Genomic DNA, 21,526 nt, shown 5'->3' on the forward strand with positions numbered 1-21,526 from the left:
TAGCGCCTTTGTCTAATGGGGTATTAACAAAGGCGCTGAAACGGATTGATAAAGCGGAGGCGCTTAAAAATCCTGAAGTGTTCTCACATTTGTAAGAACATAATATACAAAGCATAAACTATGCCAATGTTTTTGTTTTAAACCTACTCTCAAACTTATCTTTCAAGGGCCTTTTAAAGGCCCTTTTTTTATGAGGTCAATAAATAATCATAAAGTTGGCCTAAAGATTGCTCAATACTTATTAAGTTTTTAAATTAACCTGCAAAGTGGCAGTTTATTGCCCCGGGCCAATATATCTTGGCTGCTGTAACTAGTCACTTTGTCAAAATTCCACTTAATTAAAGTGGCTTTAATTTGACAGATAAGAAGAGAGTTTATTATGGCTTTATTTGTAAACACGAATGTCAGTGCGTTAAATGCACAAAGACAGCTAGAAAGAACTGGAAACGACTTAGATACATCATTTAAACGTTTATCATCTGGGTTGCGTATTAATAGTGCTGCTGATGATGCCGCTGGTTTACAAATATCGGATCGTTTACAGTCGCAAATCCTAGGCTTAAACCAAGGCAATCGTAATGCGAATGATGGCATTTCTTTAGCACAAACTGCCGAAGGTGCACTTGATGAAATTACATCAACATTTCAGCGTATTCGAACATTGGCACAGCAATCAGCAAACGGCTCTAATACTGATGAAGATAGGCTTGCGATCCAAGAAGAGATCAGGCAGCTATCAGATGAAGTTAATCGAATCGCCAGTGATACCACATTCGGCGGCCAAAATTTACTAGATGGTTCTTACTCTGCAAGCTTTCAAGTCGGCGCTGATGCTGTGCAAACAATTGGGTTTAGTATGCAATCAGTTGGTGATACGGCCAATTCATTAGCGGCTAATGGTGGTTTCACTATTTCAGGTGTTGCAGGTGTAGCATCTGCAGTAGGTGGAAAGGCGCTTTCAACACTTGCAGCAAATGTCAGTTCTGTTGATGGTGCAACGGCATCGACAACTTTAGATTTTTCTGCTGTATTTACAGCCGCGGGTATTAGTGTGTCGTCACAAGTAAACGCGCAAGCTGTTTTGGCTGGAATGGATTCACTTATTGCCGTTGTAGATAAAAAGCGTGCTGAACTCGGTGCAGTTCAAAATCGGTTTCAGTCTACAATACGAAACCAAGCTAATATTTCTGAAAACTTAGCCTCTGCTAAGTCACGTATTAAAGATGCAGACTTCGCCATGGAAACAGCAAATTTAACTAAAAACCAAATATTACAACAAGCAAGCCAAACAATTTTAGGTCAAGCGAATCAACGACCTCAGGCTGCATTAAGCTTGTTACAGGGCTAAAATAAAATAGAATTGTTAAAAAATTATAAATAAAGCTAAAGTTTCCGTTTTATCTGACGATAACTGACTTAGAGAACTAAAAATCTAGGACTCTCAGTCTGGAATAGTAACAGGGTAGGGGTATCCCGTTGTTATTCTATTTAAAATGATAAAGCGGAGGCTATTATGGCTTTATATGTAAATACTAATGTGAGTTCTTTGAACGCACAACGCCAGTTAATGAAGTCTGGCAACCAACTAGATACATCCTTTCAACGCCTTTCATCAGGTTTTCGTATTAATAGTGCGAAAGATGATGCTGCAGGTATGCAAATATCTAACCGTTTGACTAGCCAAATAAGCGGCCTAGATCAAGGTAATCGTAACGCAAATGATGGTATTTCACTTGCACAAACTGCTGAAGGTGCGCTTGATGAAACAACATCTATGTTTCAGCGTATGCGAACATTGGCACAGCAAGCATCAAATGGTTCTAATACTGATGAAGATCGCTTGGCTATCCAAGAAGAAATTCGTTCATTATCGTCAGAAGTAAACCGTGTAGCTGCCGATACTACGTTTGGTGGTCAAAACTTATTAGATGGCTCATTTTCTGCCAACTTTCAAGTAGGTGCTGATGCGATTCAAAATATTAGCTTTAGTATGAAAGATGTTGGTGGCACAGCTAACTCTATTGCAGCTGACGGCGGCTTTACTATGTCAGGTATTGCCAGTGTTGCGAGTGCTGTAACGGGTGCAAGTTTAAGTGCTACAGCGGGTACAATTAGTACGCAAGTGGGTGCATCTGCAGATGAAACTGCTTTCTCATCAGTCTTTTCAGCGTCGGGGATCAGTGTATCTTCTCAAGCAAATGCACAAGCTGTAATGGCTGGTATGGATGCGATGATTGCTGTGGTTGATAAAAAACGTGCAGAGCTTGGTGCGGTACAAAACCGATTCCAATCAACAATCCGTAACCAATCAAATATCTCTGAGAACTTAAGTGCAGCAAAATCACGTATAAAAGATACTGATTTCGCAGCTGAGACAGCGAGCCTAACAAAGTCACAAATACTTCAACAGGCAAGCCAATCGATTCTAAGTCAAGCAAATCAGCGTCCACAAGTAGCGCTGTCGTTACTAGGCTAATGGGTTTCTAAGTCATTATTGAGCTTTTGCTTGATAATGACTTATACTTTGTTTGTGTTTTGAAGGAGACCTACCATGGCTGATTTAAGTGCAATAATCAAATCAAACGAAAATCTGTCTGCTAATTCATCTTTTACAAATAAAAGTGAATTAAATGAAGTTAATAAAAAAGTAAATGTTGAACAAGGTGGCGTAAAAATTGCTGGAAGAGAACCTGCGTTTGTTGAAGACGGCAAAGAGCTAGATTCAGAAGGTGAAAGAAAAGCGCTGATCGAAGAAGTAAAAGAGAACTTAGAAAAATTAAATAAATATATACCCGTTACTTCAACTAATTTAGTGTTTGAATTTGATGAAGATGGTGATCCGCCGATTATCAAAGTATTTGATAAGAAAAGCGAAGAGGTTATTCGTGAAATACCGACTAAAGAATTTAGAGAAGTAGCTAAAGCTTTAGATGAATTTGCCGATAAACTTACTAACAAAGGTTTGCTATTGAATCAAACCGCCTAACACTTTTTGGAACAGATAGTAGGAGAGAAGTATGCCACTAATTACATCCGCAGGTATTGGATCGGGGCTGGATCTCGAAAGTATCATTAGCGCATCAGTTGCCGCTGAAAATGTTCCAAAAATGAATGCCTTTGTAAAAAAAGAAGAATCACTCAAAGTAGAGCTTTCTGCTATTGGTGAAATAAAAGGCGCACTTTCTAAGTTACAAGATACGATAGAGAAACTAGCGGATCCAGATAACTTCAATAAACGAATTGCTAACATCACACAACCAACCAGTGATGACGGCGATCTCGTTTCAGTTACCCCAACAAAAGATATTACGCCTGGCGACTTTAAAATCGAAGTTGTAGCGCTCGCTCAGGGCAGCCGTGCCGTTTCCAATGACTCGCTTTTTACAACCACTGATGATGTGGTTAGTGCTTCTGGAGGAACGCTTTCTTTTGCTGCAGGCCCAGACAAAAGCTTTGATTTAACTGTGGATGCAGGCGCTACTCTAGCTGAATTACGTGATGCGATAAATGACTCTGATGATAACTTTGGTGTGACAGCAAATATAATTAACACAGGCACTGAGGCTAAGCTAGTTTTAACATCAAATGTAACTGGCGATAACAATGATCTTGTGATCACTAATGACAATGCCGAACTTGATAACGTTTCAACCGTAGCAAACGCTGGCGGTGCTGGTGGTATTGGTATAGCTGCTGAGAACCAAGCCCAAAGTGCAATAATTAAAGTCGATGGTATTTCAATAACAAACGACACCAATACGTTTAAAGATGCAGTGCAAGATATGACGATCACAGCTAAACGCCAAAGTGTTGATGGTGAAACAGCAAAGCTTGCGGTTAGTTATGACCGTGAGAGTCCAACAAAACTAATCGATGAATTTATTGCAAACTATAATAATGTAGTTGGTCAGTTAGGGTTTCAATCTCGAGTCGGTAAGCCGCTAAATAGTGACGCGACAATTCGTTCATTAAGTTCACAGCTTGTGAATACACTTTCGACTAACTTAACAGATTCTGGTCCTTTTAAGAGTATATTTGATATTGGTTTAGGTGTTAAGAAAGATGGTTACTTAGAAAAGTCATCACTCGTGCGTAGCCTGAGTGTTGCTATGGATGAAAATTTTGACGACATTGGCAAAGCATTTGCTGGTGATAACGGTCTAGCAAAACAATTTGAGGAATTATTAGGAAATTACGTTGATTCGGATGGAATAATGAAGCAACGTGAAACAAACTTAAATACTCAAATTGATGATTTAGAAGATGATGTTATTAATCATGAGTTTAGAATGGGTGAGTTAGAAGGGCGACTAAGAAAACAGTATTCTGGGTTAGATGTTTTATTGGCACAAATGCAATCAACGCAGACCTACCTTAGCGCACAACTATCTAGCTTGCCTGGGTTTACAAGAAACAAATCATAATGACTATTTTTGATTTTAAAAGGTTTTAATATGTATAATGCAAAAGTAAAAAATTATCAAAAAGAAGCACTTAAGACTCGAGTTGCAGGTGCGGATCGCTATGAAATTATCCAAATGTTAATGGCGGGTGCTATTGAAAAAATGGTAATGTCAAAAGTAGCCATTGAAAAGAAGCACATGGAAGCAAAAGCAGAACACTTATCTAAGGCAACCGCCATAATCGAGGCCTTGCGAGGGTGCTTAGATTTTGAAGTAGGTGGCGAAGTGACCGAGAATTTATATGCACTTTATTCATATATGATTGACCGTTTAGTCGATGCAACTATAAAGAATGATCCTGAAATAGTCGATGAGGTTTCTAATTTGTTAAAAGAGATTAAATCTGCTTGGGATGCAATTCCGCATGATGTTCGCCAACAAACACTAAATGAGAATGGTATAGACGCGAATGTCGGCTAATCTGTTATCACAATTGCTTCCTAAGTTATCAAAAATCAATCAATACATACTCGAAGATGATATTGATTCAGCTCAAAGTGAATTAAACCAATTAGATGATTTATTAAAAAATGTATTCAATTCCCCGACAGTATTAACTGAAGATGATACTCTTTTTTTATCTGACTTCTCAACACGGTTAAATACGACAGTACAGGAGTTAATACAGAGAAAAGGCGTTATTGCAAAAAAGATTGGTGTTCACTTAAATACGCAGAAAAAAATAAATGTTTATAAAAGTATCAAATAGGTAATAGCAACGATGAATAGTAATGATATTAATGAAGAGCTTAACCTATTATCAGAAAAGCTAGAAGATACAATTAAACATCAAGAGCGAGAAGCTATTTTTGCAACTGAAGCAAATCAACGTTTTGAAAGAAATTGGCAGTGCTTCACACAGTATTACCCTGAAATTATAGGTGCTTTATCTAATTTAACATTACGAGATGATTTCTGTATTCACGTAACGCTAAGTGGTCATGGCAATATAATACCTGAAAATGCCCCAGCCCCCCTTTATTCTCAGAACCCGCTTGAGCAGAGCCAAGAGCAAGTTAAACGCCAGATTGCCCATCCTGTTCTTAGTCTAACGGACTATACAGGGTATCCGGATAGCAGTTCAGATAAACGCCTTCACACTGAGTATATGGTCAAACTTGGTCAGTTTATGCGTAAATTGAGAGAGTTTGACGAGAAAAAAATAGAGCAATTACCTGGTGATTTTCCATCAGGTATTATTTTTGGCGTAGGATTAGGGTATCACATACCAGAATTATTAAAGCATACTGAATTCGATTATTTATTTATTATTGAGCCTGATCTAGAGCAGTTTTATGCAAGTTTATTTTGTATTGATTGGTTTGATGTTATTGAAAAAATTGATGATCAAGGAAACTGTCTTTTCTTTAATCTGGGAGCAGATAAAAACACGTTCATTCAAGATTTAGAAAGTGTAGTTGAAGATATAGGGGCGTTTTCAGCGGTCAGAAGCTTTTGTTACCAACATACGCCAGGACGTGACATTAATGAGTTAATAGCCAACTGGGCTGCGGATTACTTCCGCTTCCAAATGGGACATGGTTTTTTTAATGATGCAATAACTGGGTTTGCTCACTCAATTTCTCACCTTGAAAGTAACCAATTTTTTCTTACGAATAAAGACAAACTACCGGCTTCGTTATTAGATATTCCAGTGTTTTTAGTTGGCAATGGCCCATCGTTAGATGAGGCTATTGACTATTTAAAAAACAATCAAAATAAAGGGATTGTTGTAGCTGCAGGGTCTGCTCTAGTATCTTTAGAGCGAATAGGTATTCAAGCTGATTTTCATGTGTTAGTAGAAAGGCCTTACGCTAATTATAAGATAGTCGCTGACTCCTTACCAATCGAAGCGTATAAACGAGTTAATTTATTAGCCGTTAATATGGTTCACCCTAAGACGACAGAGTTATATGAATGGTCTGGGTTAGCGCTGAAAGGTAATGAGGGGGGGACTGATTTAATTAATTTTCTATCATTAAAAAATCGCTCTAAAACATTGCCATTAATTCCATATAGCAACCCACTTGTCTCTAATACTGCGCTGTCATTTTTCTTAAATTTTGGTTTTAAGAATGTTTATCTATTTGGTGTTGATAATGGAAGTTTACCTTCTGGAAAGCATCATAGTGATCATAGCTTTTATAAAAAAGATAAAGACGATGAAGAGGGTATTGGGTGTGTGCCTGTTACAGAGAAAACTCTACCGGGTAATTTAGGTGATGGTTTTGTTTATACTAACGACTTATATAAAATTTCACATAGTCAGTTGGAAAAACTAGTAGAGTTAAACCCCTTGGCTGATGTATTTAATATTGGTAACGGGGCTAAAATTAAAGGCGCTATTTCATTAGCTGCGGATGAATTAATTGACTCAGAAAACAGCTTAGATAAGCCTCCTTTGGTAGAGTTAATCAAGAAGCGATACTTTGAAAATCTGAGTTTGGATAAATTAAATGATGAAGATTACGAAATACAGCGCTTTATTGATATGTGCAGCCATTTATTAGTTATTAGTAACGAACCTTATACAACAATCAAAGAAGCCGCAGATTTACTTAAAAGACAGCAACGGTATGTGTATTCATTTAAAAATTCACCATTAGGTCATATTTACCATATGATGAAAGGCTCGTTATTATATTATCACTGCCCACTAATTACATTGCTTTATAGTTATGAAAATGAAGCATTTACATTAGAACAATTTGATGAGCTTTTCTCGCTTTGGCAAGATTATATTATTGATATGAAAAGCTACTTTGAAGATAATTACAAAAAGCCCTGTGATTTTCTCAATGACGAACAACTTAAAGTGATGAATAAAGGCGTGTAAATTTTTTATATTAGTTTTTGGGCACGCTCATAGCTCTCGGGCGTGCCGATATCCATATACTCATCATCTACGATCCATCCTTGCATTTTTCCAATCATATTAGGCACTATATCTTTACTTAAATCGTAAAAGGTATGCTCTTTTAATTCTTTAAAATACCGCTCATAAACAGAGTCAGAAAAAACAAACAACGCTCCACTTGCTAAGTTGCCTGGTGGGTTACTCACTTTTTCATGGAATTCATGGATAACATTATCAGCATCCATAACGACAATGCCGCATTGAGTCGGTTGATTCGACGTAAATAGTAATAGCGACATATCTACATGAGCAGGTTTAACGTTGTGTGAATTAATAAGGCCGCTTAAATCACTGAGGCAAAAATTATCAGCATGAATAACGATTACTTCTTCATCTTTCCAAAATTGAGCATTGTTTTTTAATGTTCCGCCAGTGCCAAGTAATGCGGTTTCTTTAACGATAGTTATTTTATCTCTATAGGGGGATTGGCTTATGTAGTTTTCTACTTGCTCAGCGAGATAGTGAACGTTAATAAGTATTTCATTTATACCCAAATTAGCTAATTTTTCTAACCAGTAAGATAAAAGAGGGCGGCCAGATATAGGCACTAAACATTTTGGAATCGTATTGGTTAGAGGTTTGAGTCTAGTGCCTAATCCTGCTGCTAATAATATTGCTTTCATAGTTTAAATGACTCCAAAACACGTTGTTGCAGAGTGTTAAAAGACAGTGGCTGGTTTCCGAGAGTATCAACTTGGCAAGCAGCTGCGATACTGGCAATATAAAATGCTTGCCATGGCGTAGCGCCTGAACATAAAGCAAGGCTGCTAGCCGCTAAGAAACAATCACCAGCTCCTGCAGGATCAACCGCATTACTGTTAATAGCTGGCAGCATATCATTTTCCCATTGACCGTTTTGATCTGGCAGATGAATAAAAACACCTTCTCCTGCAAGGGTAATAACTAGATATGTTGGATTCGCCTTTTCGCAGAGTTTTTGTGCTAGAACGGGCAAGCCATCATCGATATTATTTAAAGCAACGCGGACTTCTTTTTCTGTTGGTGTAACTAGCATCATATCTTTATAACGCGCGATATCACCAACTTGAGATGATGTTTGACTGTCAGCGACAATACGTACATTATTTTTTTTACATAATAGAATGATTTTTTCGACAAGCGTTTGAGGTAGTAATCCATAATTAAAATCAGAAAATACCAACAAATCAAAATTCTGAATGTTACTTTGAAGTTGGTGGTATAAGTCAGTTTGAATTTCTTTAGAAATTTTATGTTGGCGAACTTGGTTTACCCTTAGAAGTGTTTTATTACCCGCTCTGTACCGCGACTTTAATGGTGTAGGACGACTGCTATCATCTAAAAGTACAGTTTCAATATTGTACTTTTTAATATGACTTTTTACGTACTCAGCCTTATCATCCTTACCAAGTACAGAAAAAAGCTTTACATTTTTTGCACCAAGCCCTTTTATATGGCCAGCTGTAATTGCAGCCCCGCCTAGAAAAGTATCTGTTCTGTCTGGTGTCATTACAATGGTAGGATCTTCTTGAGATAAACCTACAGCCGTACCTTGAATATATTCATCAACGATTATTTCGCCAATTACAGCAACACGGTTTTCACGAAATTGAGAGAATACCGTATTGATTGATTGATAATCAAACTGGTGCCTTGTTGCATAACTTTGACATTTTTTGTAATCAAAGTTATGACCATGGCTTATTGTTCTTGTAATGTATTGTTCGGAATTAGATTCAAACTCACCAGAGCCAAAAATCAACTTTCCCCCATATGTTTTTAGTGCTTTGTATTCAGGGTTTTCTTTTTCTTCAAACTCTTTACCCTTTACAACTGCGTAAGGCTGATAATTTGCAATTAAAGAATTACTGCATAGTTCAGTCAAAAATGCTTCATCCACACACTCAAGTGATTGAACCATTTCAAGGCGATGCAATTCTGACACCCTACTTTTTATTAGCATATTACTGTCATTATTCACTGCGACTATAAGGTAATCACCGCATTCTTTAGCGAACTTTAGCAACCTAATATGCCCAGGATGGAGTATATCGAAATTGCCGATGACTAAAACCGTTTTTCTTTTCACTTTATGACCTTAATTTTCTTGGCAGTAATCGTTTATGGTATCTTCAATAGATTGATATAGTAAAGTATTGGTTAGAGTATTATACGCTTCAAGGGTTCCATATTTATTTGGAGTAACACCTTTTGAGAGTGCACTTACAGGTGTGATTAAAGATGAGTTTAAGTCTAATTTACTCGCAAGCATTCTTAAAAAAACATAATAGCTTAGATCTGATTTTCCACTAATTTGAAAAATCCCTTTCTTTTTATTTTGAATGATCAGTTTTAACAGTGTTGAAAAAAACTGAATTGATATTGGTGCAAAGTAATGGTCATTGAATGCATTAAACACCTGCTTTTTGTTAAGAGATTCGATCATGCTTTCAATTAAAGAGTATGGGCGATGAATAATTTTAGATGGTCTAATAATACTCGCATTAAAATTATTTTCGACGATATAGTTTTCAACCTGAAACTTTTGCTGTCCATAATTTGAGCAGGGTGATTTAATCCCATCCCATACACTGTAAGCTGATTTACAATCAAACACATGATTAGTAGATATAAAAACAACAAAACAGCCGAGTTTATTCACTTTTTCAAGTAATAATTTAGTTCGCTGTACATTTACGAGTAGGGTAAGTTCAGGCTGCAGTTCGCATTGTTTAATGGATGTTATACTGGCAAGTATAATTACCGTGCTGATTTTATACTCAACAATCGCTTTTTCAATTATGTTGAAACTATCTAGCTGGAGTAAGTCGAAGTAAATAGCTTCGCTATTCTCTTTTCTAGAGGTATAAAAGTAATCGGGATTTTTATCACGTAGATAACGACCAACAACAGAATCACCGCCAATTATTAATGTTGGGTTATCTATATTCATGAGTTATTAATTGGATCTAATTGTGGGTTGATAGAAATTAATGCACGAGTTATTTTTCGTTCATCGAGGTCGTTCAGCGCATTATTTATGTCATCTAATGAGTAGCTAGCTGAGAGTAGTTTATCAAGAGGTAGATTATGCTCTTTGTATAAATTTACTAGTTTGGGTATATCAGAGTCTGGGTACGAATTACCACCCCAGCTACCAGATATCTTTTTTCCACGATGAAAGGCGTGTGGCTCTAAGCTTATCTTTTCACCTTCTTTAGGGTGAGAGGCAAAAATACATTCACCTCCTTGCTCTTTTGTTACTTCAAAGGCGGCTTCTATGGAGCGACATGTCCCCCCCGCCTCAACGGTATAATCACATCCGCCCGAAGTTAACTCTTTAATTTCTTCTAGGTAAGTTGGTGAATTTGCATTAAAGCAGTGAGTGGCACCTAAGGCTTTAGCCAACTCAAGCTTTTCAGGCTCAATATCAACAGCAATCAGTTTATTTGGTTTGAATAATGTTGTTGTGATCAGTGCACTTAGGCCAATGCCGCCTAGACCGAATATGGCAATATTAGTGTCTTCTTTGGGCTTTAGTTGATTTAAAACTAGCCCTGCACCTGTTGGTAACGCACAGCCCAGCAGTATAGCAAGCTGTAATGGCATACCTTCTGGAAGCTTAACGACTCTATTTTCAGAGACAATGGATTCTTCAGAGAATGTGGTTACGCTACCTGCATTAATTTTAATGTCGTTGTATGTATAAATACCACCTGGGGCATCTATTCCTTCCCCCTTTATCCAACCAAGCACAACAATATCGCCAATCGCGACCTTACTTACTTGCGGACCAATTTCTTTTACTTTTGCGACAGCTTCGTGACCTAATAAATGAGGTAAGTATTTATCTTCACCTCTAAGCCCTTTGGCTTCCATTAGTTGTGAGTGGCATAACCCAGTATAGATAATATCTACTTTTATTTGCCCTCTTATGAGTGTAGGAGCAACGAGGTTATCTATCACTCTTAAAGGCTCTCCTGTTTTAAATAACACTGCAGCTTTCATTTATGTATTTCCATTTAGTAAATATAATTATTTTGCGGAAGTCGATTTTTTATTTGCTCAACTTGTGACAAGGGGTAAGGTAGAAAGATTGGAGATGTATGAAGCTCACTCGCATCTTGTATCGTTTTATTTGCCATAACCTTGCCTATTTTTAAAGGATCTTCATCGACCCAGCCAAGAAATTTTTCACCTAAAAAATGAGCACAAAAGCTCGCTGCTGGACCCGTCCCTAAGATGTGGCAGGCTGGTAATTTTTTCAGCTGCTGTATTTTTAGATTAAATGATTCTAAAAGTGGCTGCTCATTTTTTATTGGGCTTGTCGCTTGTTTTGGGAAGGTATGGGTGTTTGATACTAAAACAGTAATCTCTTTATTTAATTGTTTGATAGGAAAGAATACGTTTTTAAAATGCTGATCAAGTAGTGTTTTTAATGTATGTTTTGTGAAATGTGAAACATGATCATAAATAGAAAAGTCCCATTCATTCTCGGCAATATTAGGCACTTGAATTACGGCTATGCCATTATTAGACAATAAGGCATTAATACTATCTAAAAATTGAGGTGGTGAAGTAATATGCTCTAAAACATGAATCAATGTAATTATATCAAAACGATGATCTATCTTACTTAAGTCGCCTTTATAAAAAGAGGCAAGGTTATATTTCTGAGTTAAGTTTAACTGGTAATCACCCGATACATCATATGCACTTTTAGTCCAGTTTGAATAACGCTGTGAAACAGCCTCTAACATTACACCGCTGCCAGTACCTATATCAATAAATTGAGCATTTGCGTGAGGCAAAAATTCCTCTGATATTTTTAGTATTTCACTACAACGAGTAAAGGGGATATCTGCAGTAAAATTAAGCTGCTCTTTACCATTTTGAACTGAGTAAGGTCGATAGTGAGTGTAGATTTCATTTATGTTATTTAAATAATGAGCATCTATATTCTTTTGATAATGCTGGCAATGTTGGCATTGGAAAATATCAGCAGTAAAACTTACGTTTCGACAATCAGATGCAATTGGTTTATTAATATGTAACATATCCACACTTGAGGATATTTCATTATTACAAATGATACATTTCACAAGCTATAATCCTTAAAGAATATCTTCTAATATTTTTGTTTGAAAATGCGTTTCAATTAAATAACGTTCTATTTTTTCTATGGTGTTTTCTTCATCTAAAATATGTGCTTTATCCGCAAATTCCCTTCTTTTATATATTTCTGAAATAAAGACATTACCAATAATAAAACACCATTTAATTCTAGTCATTTGAAAAGCGGTTATAAATTCTCTTTTGTTTTTAGTTAAAAAACCAAATAACGGCAACTCTTTAATAATGCTTATTTTATCAATAGGCACAGGGATTTGAGGTTGAGAGAAAAAATCGGCTGTAAGTTTCCAAAGTGAGTCGATGCCAGCATACTCAAAATCATAAAAATAAAGCTCATTCTGATCTATTAAAATATTATGAAAACCGAAATCTGAAGGCGATAAGTAATTGCAGTCAAGCGACATTTGCCCATTAAGTTGACGGTTGTCTTTTTGTACTTTATAAAAAAAAGGCATTATTTTATTTTCAACTAAACTTAAAAAAGCTGATGAAATAACTTCTTGCTTTTGAATTATTGAAAACCGATTAGTAACAAGTAATTCAAAGTCAGCTAATTTTTTTACCGCATCTTTTGCATTTATTATCTGTAATTTTTGCTGCTGAGAGTTACAATTAACAATAAAACTAAATGCACTTTTTATATTTTGTTCTGTTGGTTGAGTTACTTTCTCACCAGGTAGTTTTGACATAAGTAAATAACCCAACTCAATATCGCAGGCAACTGGTGTAGCTGTGTTATTTTCTTTATATTGGGTTAGTGCCTTTAAAAATGAAAATTCTCGCTCACACTTAACTTTATAATCATTGTTCTTAGTAAAAAACTGCTTAAATATATACTCATTTCCACTATCTTTAACATTAAAGACACGACTATTTGCACCGCCTGAAATTTCATTTATATGACAGGGAGCTTTTAAATGCTTATATAAAAAATCGTTCATTTAATTACTTAACACACAAAGCAAGTAAATAGTGTGCCATAGGATAAAAGCCTGTATGGACAACTTCATCATTCATAGAAAATAAAAACACATGCTTAAAATGCTTATCACATAGCGCTTTAAATTCATGGCCAGATTTACAATTGATATGGCCTGCTTTACTTGCTGGTGATGCATATTGTTGAGATTCTAACGATGGCATACCTAAAATGACAACCCCGTCATTGTTGAGCGATAGTTTTATATTATTGATAAATGTATCTTCAAATTTTGCTGGAATATGTTCAAGTACATCTAAGGAATAGGCCGAATCAAATGTGCTCTCAAATGGCTTCTCTAAAATATCATGTACAACAGGGATTAATGGCCATTTAACAGAGTTACGTTTAATAATATCTTCGATAAAACGAGGCTCTATATCGGCAACGGTTAGTTCCTTAACTTCTTGTCTGACGACACGACTACCAAATGCATCACCACAACCAATCTCCACCGTTTTTTTATGTCCAGAGAGCATCTTTGATACAAATTTATATCGTGAAAGCATAATACCGAGGCGTCTTGGATCCAGATCCCATGTTCCATTACTCATTAGCCCCAACTTTGATTGCTCTGTTTCGTCTAAAAAGTCATGGTAGTCTTCTATATAAGTTGGTTCTTGGTTATCCATAATAATTACTCATTTGTTGAAATTGAGGTAAATGCACCAAATTGCTCTGGCATATAATTGATCGTTTTAAGGATGGCTGTATGTAATTCGCCTCTACAGACTGTTATATCGGCATCAACATTTCTATCTGTTAGGTTTTTATTTTTATTCGATACAGTTAATGAAAACGTCTCGAAAGCATAGGGTTTTTCAAAATCTAATTTTTCTGTGATATCTTCATATTGCAGAGGGTATTCCCATTTTAAAAAACGTTGGCGAGCAATTTTTTCTAATCGAATTAAGTCATATTCATCAACATAAGAGCGATACTTTCTATTATTGTTTAATGTTTTTTCAAGATTAAAGCCTGTAGTATCCCCGATGATCCCTTGCCAATTTTGACCATGATTAATCGTCTCAGCAAGTAAAATATCATGCCATCCTATTTGTAAAAATGAGGTAACCAGTTGAAGTGTTTGTTGAGGGGTTGCATGGAGTTGTTCTAACTTTATCGCTAGGCTCTTACTGTTTTCACATCCAGTTAGATCGCTTCCAGCATATAAGAAATGTCTAAAGCATGACTCAACCGTAGATCTCCCTAACGATATTTCATAGTCAGGTAACTTTTGCAAGTCATTGCAATGAGCAAGAGACATCCTAATAAAAGACGCGATAGGATCTCTTACTGAATGGCAAACTAATAAGTGATTGAACTCGTCATACATTTTCCTCATTACAGTATAATTAGGAGTATGTAATTGATAAAAAATAACTTTTTTATCTGAAGTGTTAATGCCTAGAAGCTGATATATAATAATATGAATAGCTATAAATCGAATATTGAATGCTTTAGGCTTATTTTCTAACTCTAAAATAAGCGCTTCTTTAAACTTTTTCTTATCTAAATTTAGTAACCCTGTTTGCGTTCTAGCCATATTATTATTAAAGTTAATATACTGGTTACTAACACACTGAGAGTAACTTTCAACAAATAGATTGTTAAAGTCTAAGATGAATTGTTCGGTAAATTCTTTATTTTCAAGATCCGCTGTATTAAAAATATGCTGAGCCAAGTTCATCATATAAGGGGGGAGGCTAATGACTTCTGGATGCCCATCAAGGAGTGAGTGGAGAAAAAAAGAGCCCCCTCTGCCATAGCATACTCCGACCGCGACTTTAAAGTTCATATTACTGACCTGCTTGTTGGGGATTGATTTTTGTTAATTTATTAATACGCGCTACTAATAGATCGAAAGCGTGCTGTAGATGATTCAAGTCGTCTTTTTCCCAAATAGTCATTTGAAGTTTACTATCATTAAAGAAAAAATCTTTTCCTATTTCTAAACCCGAACGCTTTGCTGTCCAAGATGAGCTCGCAGGGTTGTTTTCATCAATCATTTGGAAAATTATAGAGCGGGCACCCTTAACAAAGCTAATACTGTAGTTAGGCCCACTAGAGACTCCCATATTAATATAGGCTAGTTCGTACAGTGCTAAACGGACACAAAAGTCCATTGAAGCCTGGGGGCAGTGGATGTATTTTTTTAACCTGTCGTCAGGTTTTTCAGTGCTTTGATATGTATCTCTTATAATCACAGGGCAATATATTGTCAAATCAAGTGAATCAAGGAATGCAGACCACTGAGCAATGTCACTATTTCTTTTTGGCTGCGCTTCGTATTCTCGAAGTGTTATTACGATGATCTTTTTATTATCGGGTAATGAATTTAAAAAAGATGCAGCAAGATTTTTACCTACTAAAGGTGCGCTGAGGACGCTCATATCATATTTCAAAGGTACACTTCTTAGTAAGAGAGTGTTGATAGCGGGTGACTTTTTATTTGTATAATACGATTCAGGGAAGACGTTCTCTTTTGTTGCAAGGAAAATAAAAGCGTCCTCTTTAAAAGGAAATTCAGTAATAGATATGTAGCTAGGAACACAGGTAAAAACTGTTTTGACTATTTTCTCAATCCGCCATGCGTAATCATCAGCATCATGAAATCGAAGTGTATTAAAGTTTTCACCGACTGTTGAACGATCGTGGACTAAAATAAATTGAATATGTGTTTTATGTTGCTCTATTCTCGCAATTTCAGCTAACACCACAAAGTTAATTACATCAAAACATGCTAAATGAACTGATAGGTCGTAAACGGCATATAAGATATCTTCACTACTGACTTGCTTAGCTAATAATGCATTGTAATGAATTAGTTTTTTCTTTGTATGGTCAAAAAAATAAGTGCGCTCTAATGGCAGGCCTTTTTCACGTAAACCATTACATATTTCAGAAACAAACATGGAACAAATAATAATTCTATCAATTTGATCATGAGGGACTAACGCCAAATCTTCAAGGCTAAGAGCTTGAGTGCCTTTGTAGGACTCTCCACCATCCGTACAAGCAAATAGATTATTACCTGTATTGATTGAAGATTTTAAAAATAGTTCTGTCGGTGAACTTATACCATATATTATTGTATACATTTATTATTCTTAGTCTAAGCCAAAGAAAAGGCGATTTTGTGTACTATAAAGAGTGTAATCAGCTAATGTATCAAGTTCAATCCAGCGACCGTCGATTAAAAGTACGTCGACGAAATATTGGTTCGCTAATTTTTGTAAAAGCGAAGTCATATACATATTTTTTACACTAAAATCATGAGATTCATTAATAAATAGTTGCAGTTGCTCTATTAGCACTGTTGCTTCTACTTTAAACATCCCCATAAATTGGGCCATTGCTTGTGATTGACTTGTAAGCTTATTGCCAATATTTGTTAATGTTAATTGATCATTGTATATAAAGCTTTCAGCGTCATCATATGGGTTTTCCATACGCATTTCCCAAAGTTCTTGCCATTTTAAATTACCAAGGACAGTTAAAGGGAATGAAGACTTATGCTTAATTAGTTCTTTTAATGTATCGGTATGGTAGGCAATGTCTGCATAGAGAACAATGAATTCTTCGTCAGCATGTTTTTTAATCCAATCGATTGACTTAGCTAAGCTAAATACCATATTCGAGCTATCGTATTCAGTATTAATCACAATGTTATTTGTATACTCTAATATTGCTTCACTTTTAAACCCAGTGATGACTAATGTGTCTTTTATTCCTAAAGAATTGAGTTGGCGTAATTGCCTTTTAAGCAATGGTTCGTGCCATAACTCCACTAAGCACTTTGGCTTATCTGTTGTTAAATGCTCGAGTCTTGAACCTGTACCTGCGGCAAGTATAATGGCTTTCATTTTAAAATATATCCTTGAAAAGTTGTATATCTTCATCGCAGTAGGGGGTATTTCTTTCAGGGTGCCACATAATCCCAAAGATACTATAGCGGCTATGCTCTATTGCTTTGACTATATTGTCACTACTTTTAGCTTTTGTTAATAAAGGCTTTTTTGTTGTAGTGGTCCCTAGAGTATGATATGAGTTTACAAATCTAGGTAACTGCTCTTCATCCGTTTTTATTTCAATTATCTTATTAACGTGGCCTTTTATACAGTCTAACGAGCCACCATAATGAAGTTGTATCATTTGCATCCCTCTGCATACGCCTAGAATAGGTAAGCCTACAGTTTCGCAATGTTCTATTAGAAAAGCCTCTACATCATCTCTTTCTGGGGCATCCCCAGCATAGTGCATTGGCGAATTGCCTCCTGTGAAAACAAAGCCATCTAACTGGACTCTAGCAAGCAGAGCACGACAAGTTTTTATACAGTTAGGGATTAGAATTGGTATGAATCCGCAATATAAAAAGAATTGATACCATCGCTGATCTAAAGCATCACGACGTTCACCATAGGTTGGATGAATATCAACTCGTTGTGTTATACCAATTAATTTCATCTGATAATTATCACTTTTTTATTGTTTGCATCTAGCTCTAATTTTTCGGCTTTAAGCCATTTTGCATATAAAATTTCACCCGCGCCGATAACTGAAGGTATATTAAGCTCACCAGCTCTAATCGCCATATGGCTATTACATCCCCCATATTTAGTAATAAGCCCTGCAATTGGATGAGAAAACAACCAATCAAATCCAGGATCTGCTGAAGGAATAAAAACAATTTTTCCTGCCAGTTCTTCATATGCAGCTGGATTCATCGTTGTTTCGGCAGTTATTTTACCTTGTGTAATATAGTTAGGTTCACCTTCAGGCATGTTAAAAAAGTATGCATCAGATGGACTCGATATTAGTGGCGGGAGTGTGATCTGCTGTGCTTTTAGGTGATTTTTTTTCCCAGTATCGATAGAGCTTTTAATAATATTTAGTAGATCATCGCTACTTGAATAAGTTTTAAGTATGGATGATATATCAACATATGACATATCATCTGTATTTAACTGATGTTCAAGTCCTAACTCTGTAATAAGCTCAAGAGCATCACTTAGGCTATGAGTGAAGATAAACTTGGCATATTCTCTTCCCTCTATTGCACCTTTTATAAATGAGAACAGAGATATCACATCATGTTCAATACCACTTTTTTCTAATAACTCTTTAAGAGCGGAAAGCTGTTCTAAACTCAAAGTAAAGTTATCGAAAGTTTGCTCTTTAACATTTTTATCTGATTGATTAAAGTAACGCTCTGGTGCCTTGTCATAACGAGGAGAAAGTATGTCGTATGTGCCTGGGCGAAGATGCCCATACTGCTGTAAAAAACTTGATAGAGGGAGGTTAATGAAATCTTGTTTTAATGTGGAACTAACAGTCGCAATTGAAGACAAAAACTTATTGTAGTCTTGCTCTGTTATTATATTTTTAGCAACCATTGAGCGTAAAAATTGCACCGCAATAAAACCAGCTCTCGCAAGCCCTGCAAATGGAAGTGTGCCATATCTTTTACAATCTTCCAGCAACCAGTGGATTTTCTCTACTTTAGATAAGTCGCTACTTAATATTTTTATTCGACGATTAGGGAGTGTGTTAATCTTTTCGATGTCTTTTTTCCATAAGCCATCATTTTTAATTATATTATTTGTTAATTTTTTTAGTGATTCAGTGAATGTTATTAATTCAGATTCGGAAAATCCAGCTTCACTTAAGCGTTTTAAACGCTCGTTCAAATCTAAAGTAAAGCAAGAAAATATAATATCAAACTCAACTTTGTCATGCTTTTCGGGGGCATTTTTTAATTCGTTTATATAATAATTAACTAATTTTTCAGCAAGCCTATCAGGTGTATCTTTAGGTATAAATGAATTAAAACTTACTCTTACATCAATATAAGGTAAGCCAGCTAAGGAAAGTAAAAGAGGAAAGCTTCTTAGTTGCTTATAACCATAATTATTTCTTTGATATGCCCATGTTGAATCGGTAATTAACTCTTTATATAAAGAAAGAGCGAGTGGGCGAGGTCGAACACCAATAATTTCGGCTGGATTCCAATCAGGCATAATGCCTAAAACAGAGCGCTCTCCATTTAAATAAGGGTGTGGCTTTATGAATCTACTTATAGTTGCTTCTAGCGTTTTTAATATTTTAAAATGTTCTTGATCGCAAAAATTATCTAGGCTTTTAATTATCAAGGGTCTAACTTGAAATAGGTATAAATGTTTATTTTTATCAACTGCAAATTCAATATCTAGTGCATCAAGCCCATATATTTTTTCGAGTTCTTTACATAGAGAGCATAATTTAAATTGCCAAGACTCTTTATCTAATCCATCAAATTGCTTTGATATATAACTGACATTCTCATTGGAAGTACCTGCGGTTATGGCGTCAGTTGAACTGGACAATGAGTAGTTTAAAACATAGTAAGGCGTATTGTTAGAAGGATCTTTTGTAAAAGCGACTCCGCTAATGTCTACATTTTCCAGCATTGGTTGAATGAATATTTCATCATTAGGGGTGTAGTTTTCAAATGATTGATAAACACTTTCTATCGCACTTTCTAGTTTTTTCACTCCTTCGACATTGAGTATGGAGTCATAATAACCAGCATATGATTGAAAGGCGCTATCCTCACAGACAGCACTACTTCTTACAATTAGCTTTTTATTACTCCATTTATATAATGTAAAAAAACTATTCAGAACATCGTTAGATTCATTTTTCCATTGTTCTGCTGTAAAACAAAATTGCGGGAGTATCTTCGCAGTTGTTAAAATGTTCTGTAAAGAGATTAGATTTTGCGATTTGGTAGTAAAAATCATTCTAACGGACTCTAGCTAGCCAAGCTCTTGTTTTATAAGTTGTCTCAATAAAATCTAAGTTACTTGTTTTTTCTTCGACAAAAGCCATAAATTGCATAAATTTATCTTCACCTGCTTGTGCTCGAATATCGTTCACTGACCACCAGACGCCTAAATACTCTTCAGGTGTTTGTTTTATAGTATGAAACCCTTCTAAGTAAATAGCATCGGAGAATACATCGGCATTTCTTAGACGTTCTGTTAGTGTATCGGTAAAATCAGAGTTCCCAGATGACACGCGTTTTATATGAGGCGCTATTTCATATAACTTTTCTTCAATTTCGACAAGTAATGGATTGCACTCAATATGTCGAGGATTCCATACTGCTGTAAAAAAACCGCCCGGGCGTAGTACTCGAGAAAATTCTTTTATTGCTTTTTCAAAATCTACCCAGTGAAATGATGAAGCCATGGAAAGTAAATCGGCACTGTTGTCATTTAGCGTTGTATTTTCACCAGAGCCATTTACCCAGGTGATGTTTGTTTTTTGACTGTCCAAAATACCATGCTTTCTCATATCATCATTAGGCTCAATTGCGACAGTACTATTTAAGCCAGCGTGGTTGATCATACGAGTCCAAATACCAGTACCAGCACCGACATCTACAAAATCGATCTCATTATTATTCTTATCGATTAACCCTAAAATGGCTTTACATACTAAAGGGCAGTAACTAGGTCTATATAATGAGTAATTTTTTGCTAGGCCAGTGAAATCACCAAGTTTTTTTTTCATTTTATTAATTCCATTACAATTTTGTTGACTGCTTCAAGCGGCGTTTCTAGACCGTTATTATTAAGTATTAAATCCGGTGCTAATGGTTCTTCAAAAGGAATATCATACCCATGTAGATAATTCTTATTATTTAGCGCAGCTTCGGAATATAGCTGTTTTTGGTTTCTTTTAATTAATACGTCAGGTTCAACTTTAATATACACTTCAAAATATTGTGCGTTATTTGACCTGTTCCATTCCCTGACACTGTGAAACATGGATACTGTTGCACAAATAACGGTAGCTCCTTGTTGAGATAGCATGTTTGATAGCCTAGCGTAAGTCATTGCTAGTGCTGAGCGAGAGTCGTTATCGTAATTTTGATTACCCAAAACCTCACGCAGTTTATCTCCATCAAGAAGGATTACTTTGTTTAACTTTTCATCCAATATGTTATGCAATATTTTTGCCAAGGTTGTCTTCCCTGCACCTTGACGACCTGTTAGCCAAATCACCATT

At 35.9% G+C, this 21,526-nt stretch carries 21 protein-coding genes; 7 read left to right on the forward strand and 14 right to left on the reverse strand.

Annotation, left to right across the window (positions count from 1 at the left end):
• Positions 1–379: 379 nt before the first annotated feature.
• The 7 genes from ACJJVX_RS09285 to ACJJVX_RS09315 all read left to right on the forward strand — a co-directional run bounded on the left by ACJJVX_RS09285 (position 380) and on the right by ACJJVX_RS09315 (position 7,299).
• Positions 380–1,348 (forward strand): flagellin, encoded by a 969-nt coding sequence (locus ACJJVX_RS09285; protein ID WP_054203353.1) that lies wholly within the window; start codon positions 380–382, stop codon positions 1,346–1,348.
• A 165-nt stretch (positions 1,349–1,513) separates the two neighbouring features.
• Complete coding sequence (locus ACJJVX_RS09290; RefSeq protein WP_054203352.1) at positions 1,514–2,476, forward strand: flagellin; 963 nt, start codon at positions 1,514–1,516, stop codon at positions 2,474–2,476.
• Between the two features lie 75 nt (positions 2,477–2,551).
• Entirely contained in the window at positions 2,552–2,986 is a 435-nt protein-coding gene (locus tag ACJJVX_RS09295; RefSeq protein ID WP_054203351.1) for a flagellar protein FlaG, read from the forward strand.
• 31 nt (positions 2,987–3,017) lie between these two features.
• Positions 3,018–4,424: a flagellar filament capping protein FliD gene (gene fliD / locus ACJJVX_RS09300; RefSeq protein ID WP_054203350.1), complete on the forward strand. Its 1,407-nt coding sequence runs from the start codon at positions 3,018–3,020 to the stop codon at positions 4,422–4,424.
• A 30-nt stretch (positions 4,425–4,454) separates the two neighbouring features.
• A complete protein-coding gene (gene fliS, locus ACJJVX_RS09305) occupies positions 4,455–4,883 on the forward strand; it encodes a flagellar export chaperone FliS (protein ID WP_054203349.1) in 429 nt (142 codons plus the stop codon).
• Positions 4,873–5,172, forward strand: a complete 300-nt coding sequence (locus tag ACJJVX_RS09310) for a hypothetical protein (RefSeq protein ID WP_064435343.1) — start codon at positions 4,873–4,875, stop codon at positions 5,170–5,172. The genes fliS and ACJJVX_RS09310 overlap by 11 nt, the downstream gene beginning before the upstream one ends.
• Before the next feature lie 12 nt (positions 5,173–5,184).
• Positions 5,185–7,299, forward strand: coding sequence for a 6-hydroxymethylpterin diphosphokinase MptE-like protein (locus ACJJVX_RS09315; protein WP_054453858.1), 2,115 nt, complete (start codon positions 5,185–5,187; stop codon positions 7,297–7,299).
• Positions 7,300–7,304: 5 nt separating this feature from the next.
• Here ACJJVX_RS09315 and ACJJVX_RS09320 read toward each other — a convergent pair whose 3' ends face one another.
• From ACJJVX_RS09320 to ACJJVX_RS09385, 14 genes are read right to left on the reverse strand one after another with little or no spacing between them, the layout of a single operon-like run.
• Positions 7,305–8,003, reverse strand: coding sequence for a nucleotidyltransferase family protein (locus ACJJVX_RS09320; protein ID WP_054203346.1), 699 nt, complete (start codon positions 8,001–8,003; stop codon positions 7,305–7,307).
• On the reverse strand, positions 8,000–9,448 hold the full coding sequence (locus ACJJVX_RS09325; RefSeq protein ID WP_054203345.1) for a PfkB family carbohydrate kinase: 1,449 nt from the start codon (positions 9,446–9,448) through the stop codon (positions 8,000–8,002). The genes ACJJVX_RS09320 and ACJJVX_RS09325 overlap by 4 nt, the downstream gene beginning before the upstream one ends.
• 9 nt (positions 9,449–9,457) lie before the next feature.
• On the reverse strand, positions 9,458–10,312 hold the full coding sequence (locus ACJJVX_RS09330; protein WP_405631179.1) for a sugar nucleotide-binding protein: 855 nt from the start codon (positions 10,310–10,312) through the stop codon (positions 9,458–9,460).
• The gene (locus ACJJVX_RS09335; RefSeq protein WP_054203343.1) at positions 10,309–11,367 is read right to left on the reverse strand and encodes a zinc-binding dehydrogenase; all 1,059 of its coding nucleotides are present in this window, start codon (positions 11,365–11,367) and stop codon (positions 10,309–10,311) included. Before ACJJVX_RS09335 ends, ACJJVX_RS09330 begins: the two co-directional genes overlap by 4 nt.
• 14 nt (positions 11,368–11,381) lie before the next feature.
• Positions 11,382–12,416, reverse strand: a complete 1,035-nt coding sequence (locus ACJJVX_RS09340; protein WP_054203342.1) for a class I SAM-dependent methyltransferase — start codon at positions 12,414–12,416, stop codon at positions 11,382–11,384.
• A 57-nt stretch (positions 12,417–12,473) separates the two neighbouring features.
• A complete protein-coding gene (locus ACJJVX_RS09345; protein ID WP_054453861.1) occupies positions 12,474–13,433 on the reverse strand; it encodes a phosphotransferase in 960 nt (319 codons plus the stop codon).
• Between the two features lie 4 nt (positions 13,434–13,437).
• Positions 13,438–14,103, reverse strand: a complete 666-nt coding sequence (locus ACJJVX_RS09350) for a bifunctional 2-polyprenyl-6-hydroxyphenol methylase/3-demethylubiquinol 3-O-methyltransferase UbiG (protein ID WP_054203340.1) — start codon at positions 14,101–14,103, stop codon at positions 13,438–13,440.
• A 5-nt stretch (positions 14,104–14,108) separates the two neighbouring features.
• A complete protein-coding gene (locus ACJJVX_RS09355) occupies positions 14,109–15,269 on the reverse strand; it encodes a sulfotransferase (RefSeq protein WP_170173150.1) in 1,161 nt (386 codons plus the stop codon).
• A 1-nt stretch (position 15,270) separates the two neighbouring features.
• Positions 15,271–16,572 carry a hypothetical protein gene (locus ACJJVX_RS09360; RefSeq protein WP_405631184.1) on the reverse strand — a complete coding sequence of 434 codons (1,302 nt, stop codon included), beginning with the start codon at positions 16,570–16,572 and terminating at the stop codon, positions 15,271–15,273.
• A 9-nt stretch (positions 16,573–16,581) separates the two neighbouring features.
• Complete coding sequence (locus tag ACJJVX_RS09365) at positions 16,582–17,337, reverse strand: NTP transferase domain-containing protein (protein WP_054203337.1); 756 nt, start codon at positions 17,335–17,337, stop codon at positions 16,582–16,584.
• Position 17,338: 1 nt separating this feature from the next.
• Positions 17,339–17,938, reverse strand: coding sequence for a gamma-glutamyl-gamma-aminobutyrate hydrolase family protein (locus tag ACJJVX_RS09370; protein WP_054203336.1), 600 nt, complete (start codon positions 17,936–17,938; stop codon positions 17,339–17,341).
• On the reverse strand, positions 17,935–20,253 hold the full coding sequence (locus ACJJVX_RS09375; protein ID WP_054453864.1) for a PEP/pyruvate-binding domain-containing protein: 2,319 nt from the start codon (positions 20,251–20,253) through the stop codon (positions 17,935–17,937). The genes ACJJVX_RS09370 and ACJJVX_RS09375 overlap by 4 nt, the downstream gene beginning before the upstream one ends.
• 1 nt (position 20,254) lies before the next feature.
• A complete protein-coding gene (locus ACJJVX_RS09380; protein WP_054453866.1) occupies positions 20,255–21,028 on the reverse strand; it encodes a class I SAM-dependent methyltransferase in 774 nt (257 codons plus the stop codon).
• On the reverse strand, positions 21,025–21,525 hold the full coding sequence (locus tag ACJJVX_RS09385; protein ID WP_054203333.1) for an adenylyl-sulfate kinase: 501 nt from the start codon (positions 21,523–21,525) through the stop codon (positions 21,025–21,027). Before ACJJVX_RS09385 ends, ACJJVX_RS09380 begins: the two co-directional genes overlap by 4 nt.
• Position 21,526: the final 1 nt, after the last annotated feature.

Origin of the sequence: Pseudoalteromonas sp. Ld20, assembly GCF_045064175.1 — a bacterium.
GTDB lineage: Bacteria > Pseudomonadota > Gammaproteobacteria > Enterobacterales > Alteromonadaceae > Pseudoalteromonas > Pseudoalteromonas neustonica.

Coding starts and splice junctions, on each gene's coding strand:
- ACJJVX_RS09285 (WP_054203353.1), top strand. CDS start 380: ATGGCTTTATTTGTAAACACGAATGTCAGTGCGTTAAATGCACAAAGA.
- ACJJVX_RS09290 (WP_054203352.1), top strand. CDS start 1,514: ATGGCTTTATATGTAAATACTAATGTGAGTTCTTTGAACGCACAACGC.
- ACJJVX_RS09295 (WP_054203351.1), top strand. CDS start 2,552: ATGGCTGATTTAAGTGCAATAATCAAATCAAACGAAAATCTGTCTGCT.
- fliD (WP_054203350.1), top strand. CDS start 3,018: ATGCCACTAATTACATCCGCAGGTATTGGATCGGGGCTGGATCTCGAA.
- fliS (WP_054203349.1), top strand. CDS start 4,455: ATGTATAATGCAAAAGTAAAAAATTATCAAAAAGAAGCACTTAAGACT.
- ACJJVX_RS09310 (WP_064435343.1), top strand. CDS start 4,873: ATGTCGGCTAATCTGTTATCACAATTGCTTCCTAAGTTATCAAAAATC.
- ACJJVX_RS09315 (WP_054453858.1), top strand. CDS start 5,185: ATGAATAGTAATGATATTAATGAAGAGCTTAACCTATTATCAGAAAAG.
- ACJJVX_RS09320 (WP_054203346.1), bottom strand. CDS start 8,003: ATGAAAGCAATATTATTAGCAGCAGGATTAGGCACTAGACTCAAACCT.
- ACJJVX_RS09330 (WP_405631179.1), bottom strand. CDS start 10,312: ATGAATATAGATAACCCAACATTAATAATTGGCGGTGATTCTGTTGTT.
- ACJJVX_RS09335 (WP_054203343.1), bottom strand. CDS start 11,367: ATGAAAGCTGCAGTGTTATTTAAAACAGGAGAGCCTTTAAGAGTGATA.
- ACJJVX_RS09340 (WP_054203342.1), bottom strand. CDS start 12,416: ATGTTACATATTAATAAACCAATTGCATCTGATTGTCGAAACGTAAGT.
- ACJJVX_RS09345 (WP_054453861.1), bottom strand. CDS start 13,433: ATGAACGATTTTTTATATAAGCATTTAAAAGCTCCCTGTCATATAAAT.
- ACJJVX_RS09350 (WP_054203340.1), bottom strand. CDS start 14,103: ATGGATAACCAAGAACCAACTTATATAGAAGACTACCATGACTTTTTA.
- ACJJVX_RS09355 (WP_170173150.1), bottom strand. CDS start 15,269: ATGAACTTTAAAGTCGCGGTCGGAGTATGCTATGGCAGAGGGGGCTCT.
- ACJJVX_RS09360 (WP_405631184.1), bottom strand. CDS start 16,572: ATGTATACAATAATATATGGTATAAGTTCACCGACAGAACTATTTTTA.
- ACJJVX_RS09365 (WP_054203337.1), bottom strand. CDS start 17,337: ATGAAAGCCATTATACTTGCCGCAGGTACAGGTTCAAGACTCGAGCAT.
- ACJJVX_RS09370 (WP_054203336.1), bottom strand. CDS start 17,938: ATGAAATTAATTGGTATAACACAACGAGTTGATATTCATCCAACCTAT.
- ACJJVX_RS09375 (WP_054453864.1), bottom strand. CDS start 20,253: ATGATTTTTACTACCAAATCGCAAAATCTAATCTCTTTACAGAACATT.
- ACJJVX_RS09380 (WP_054453866.1), bottom strand. CDS start 21,028: ATGAAAAAAAAACTTGGTGATTTCACTGGCCTAGCAAAAAATTACTCA.
- ACJJVX_RS09385 (WP_054203333.1), bottom strand. CDS start 21,525: ATGGTGATTTGGCTAACAGGTCGTCAAGGTGCAGGGAAGACAACCTTG.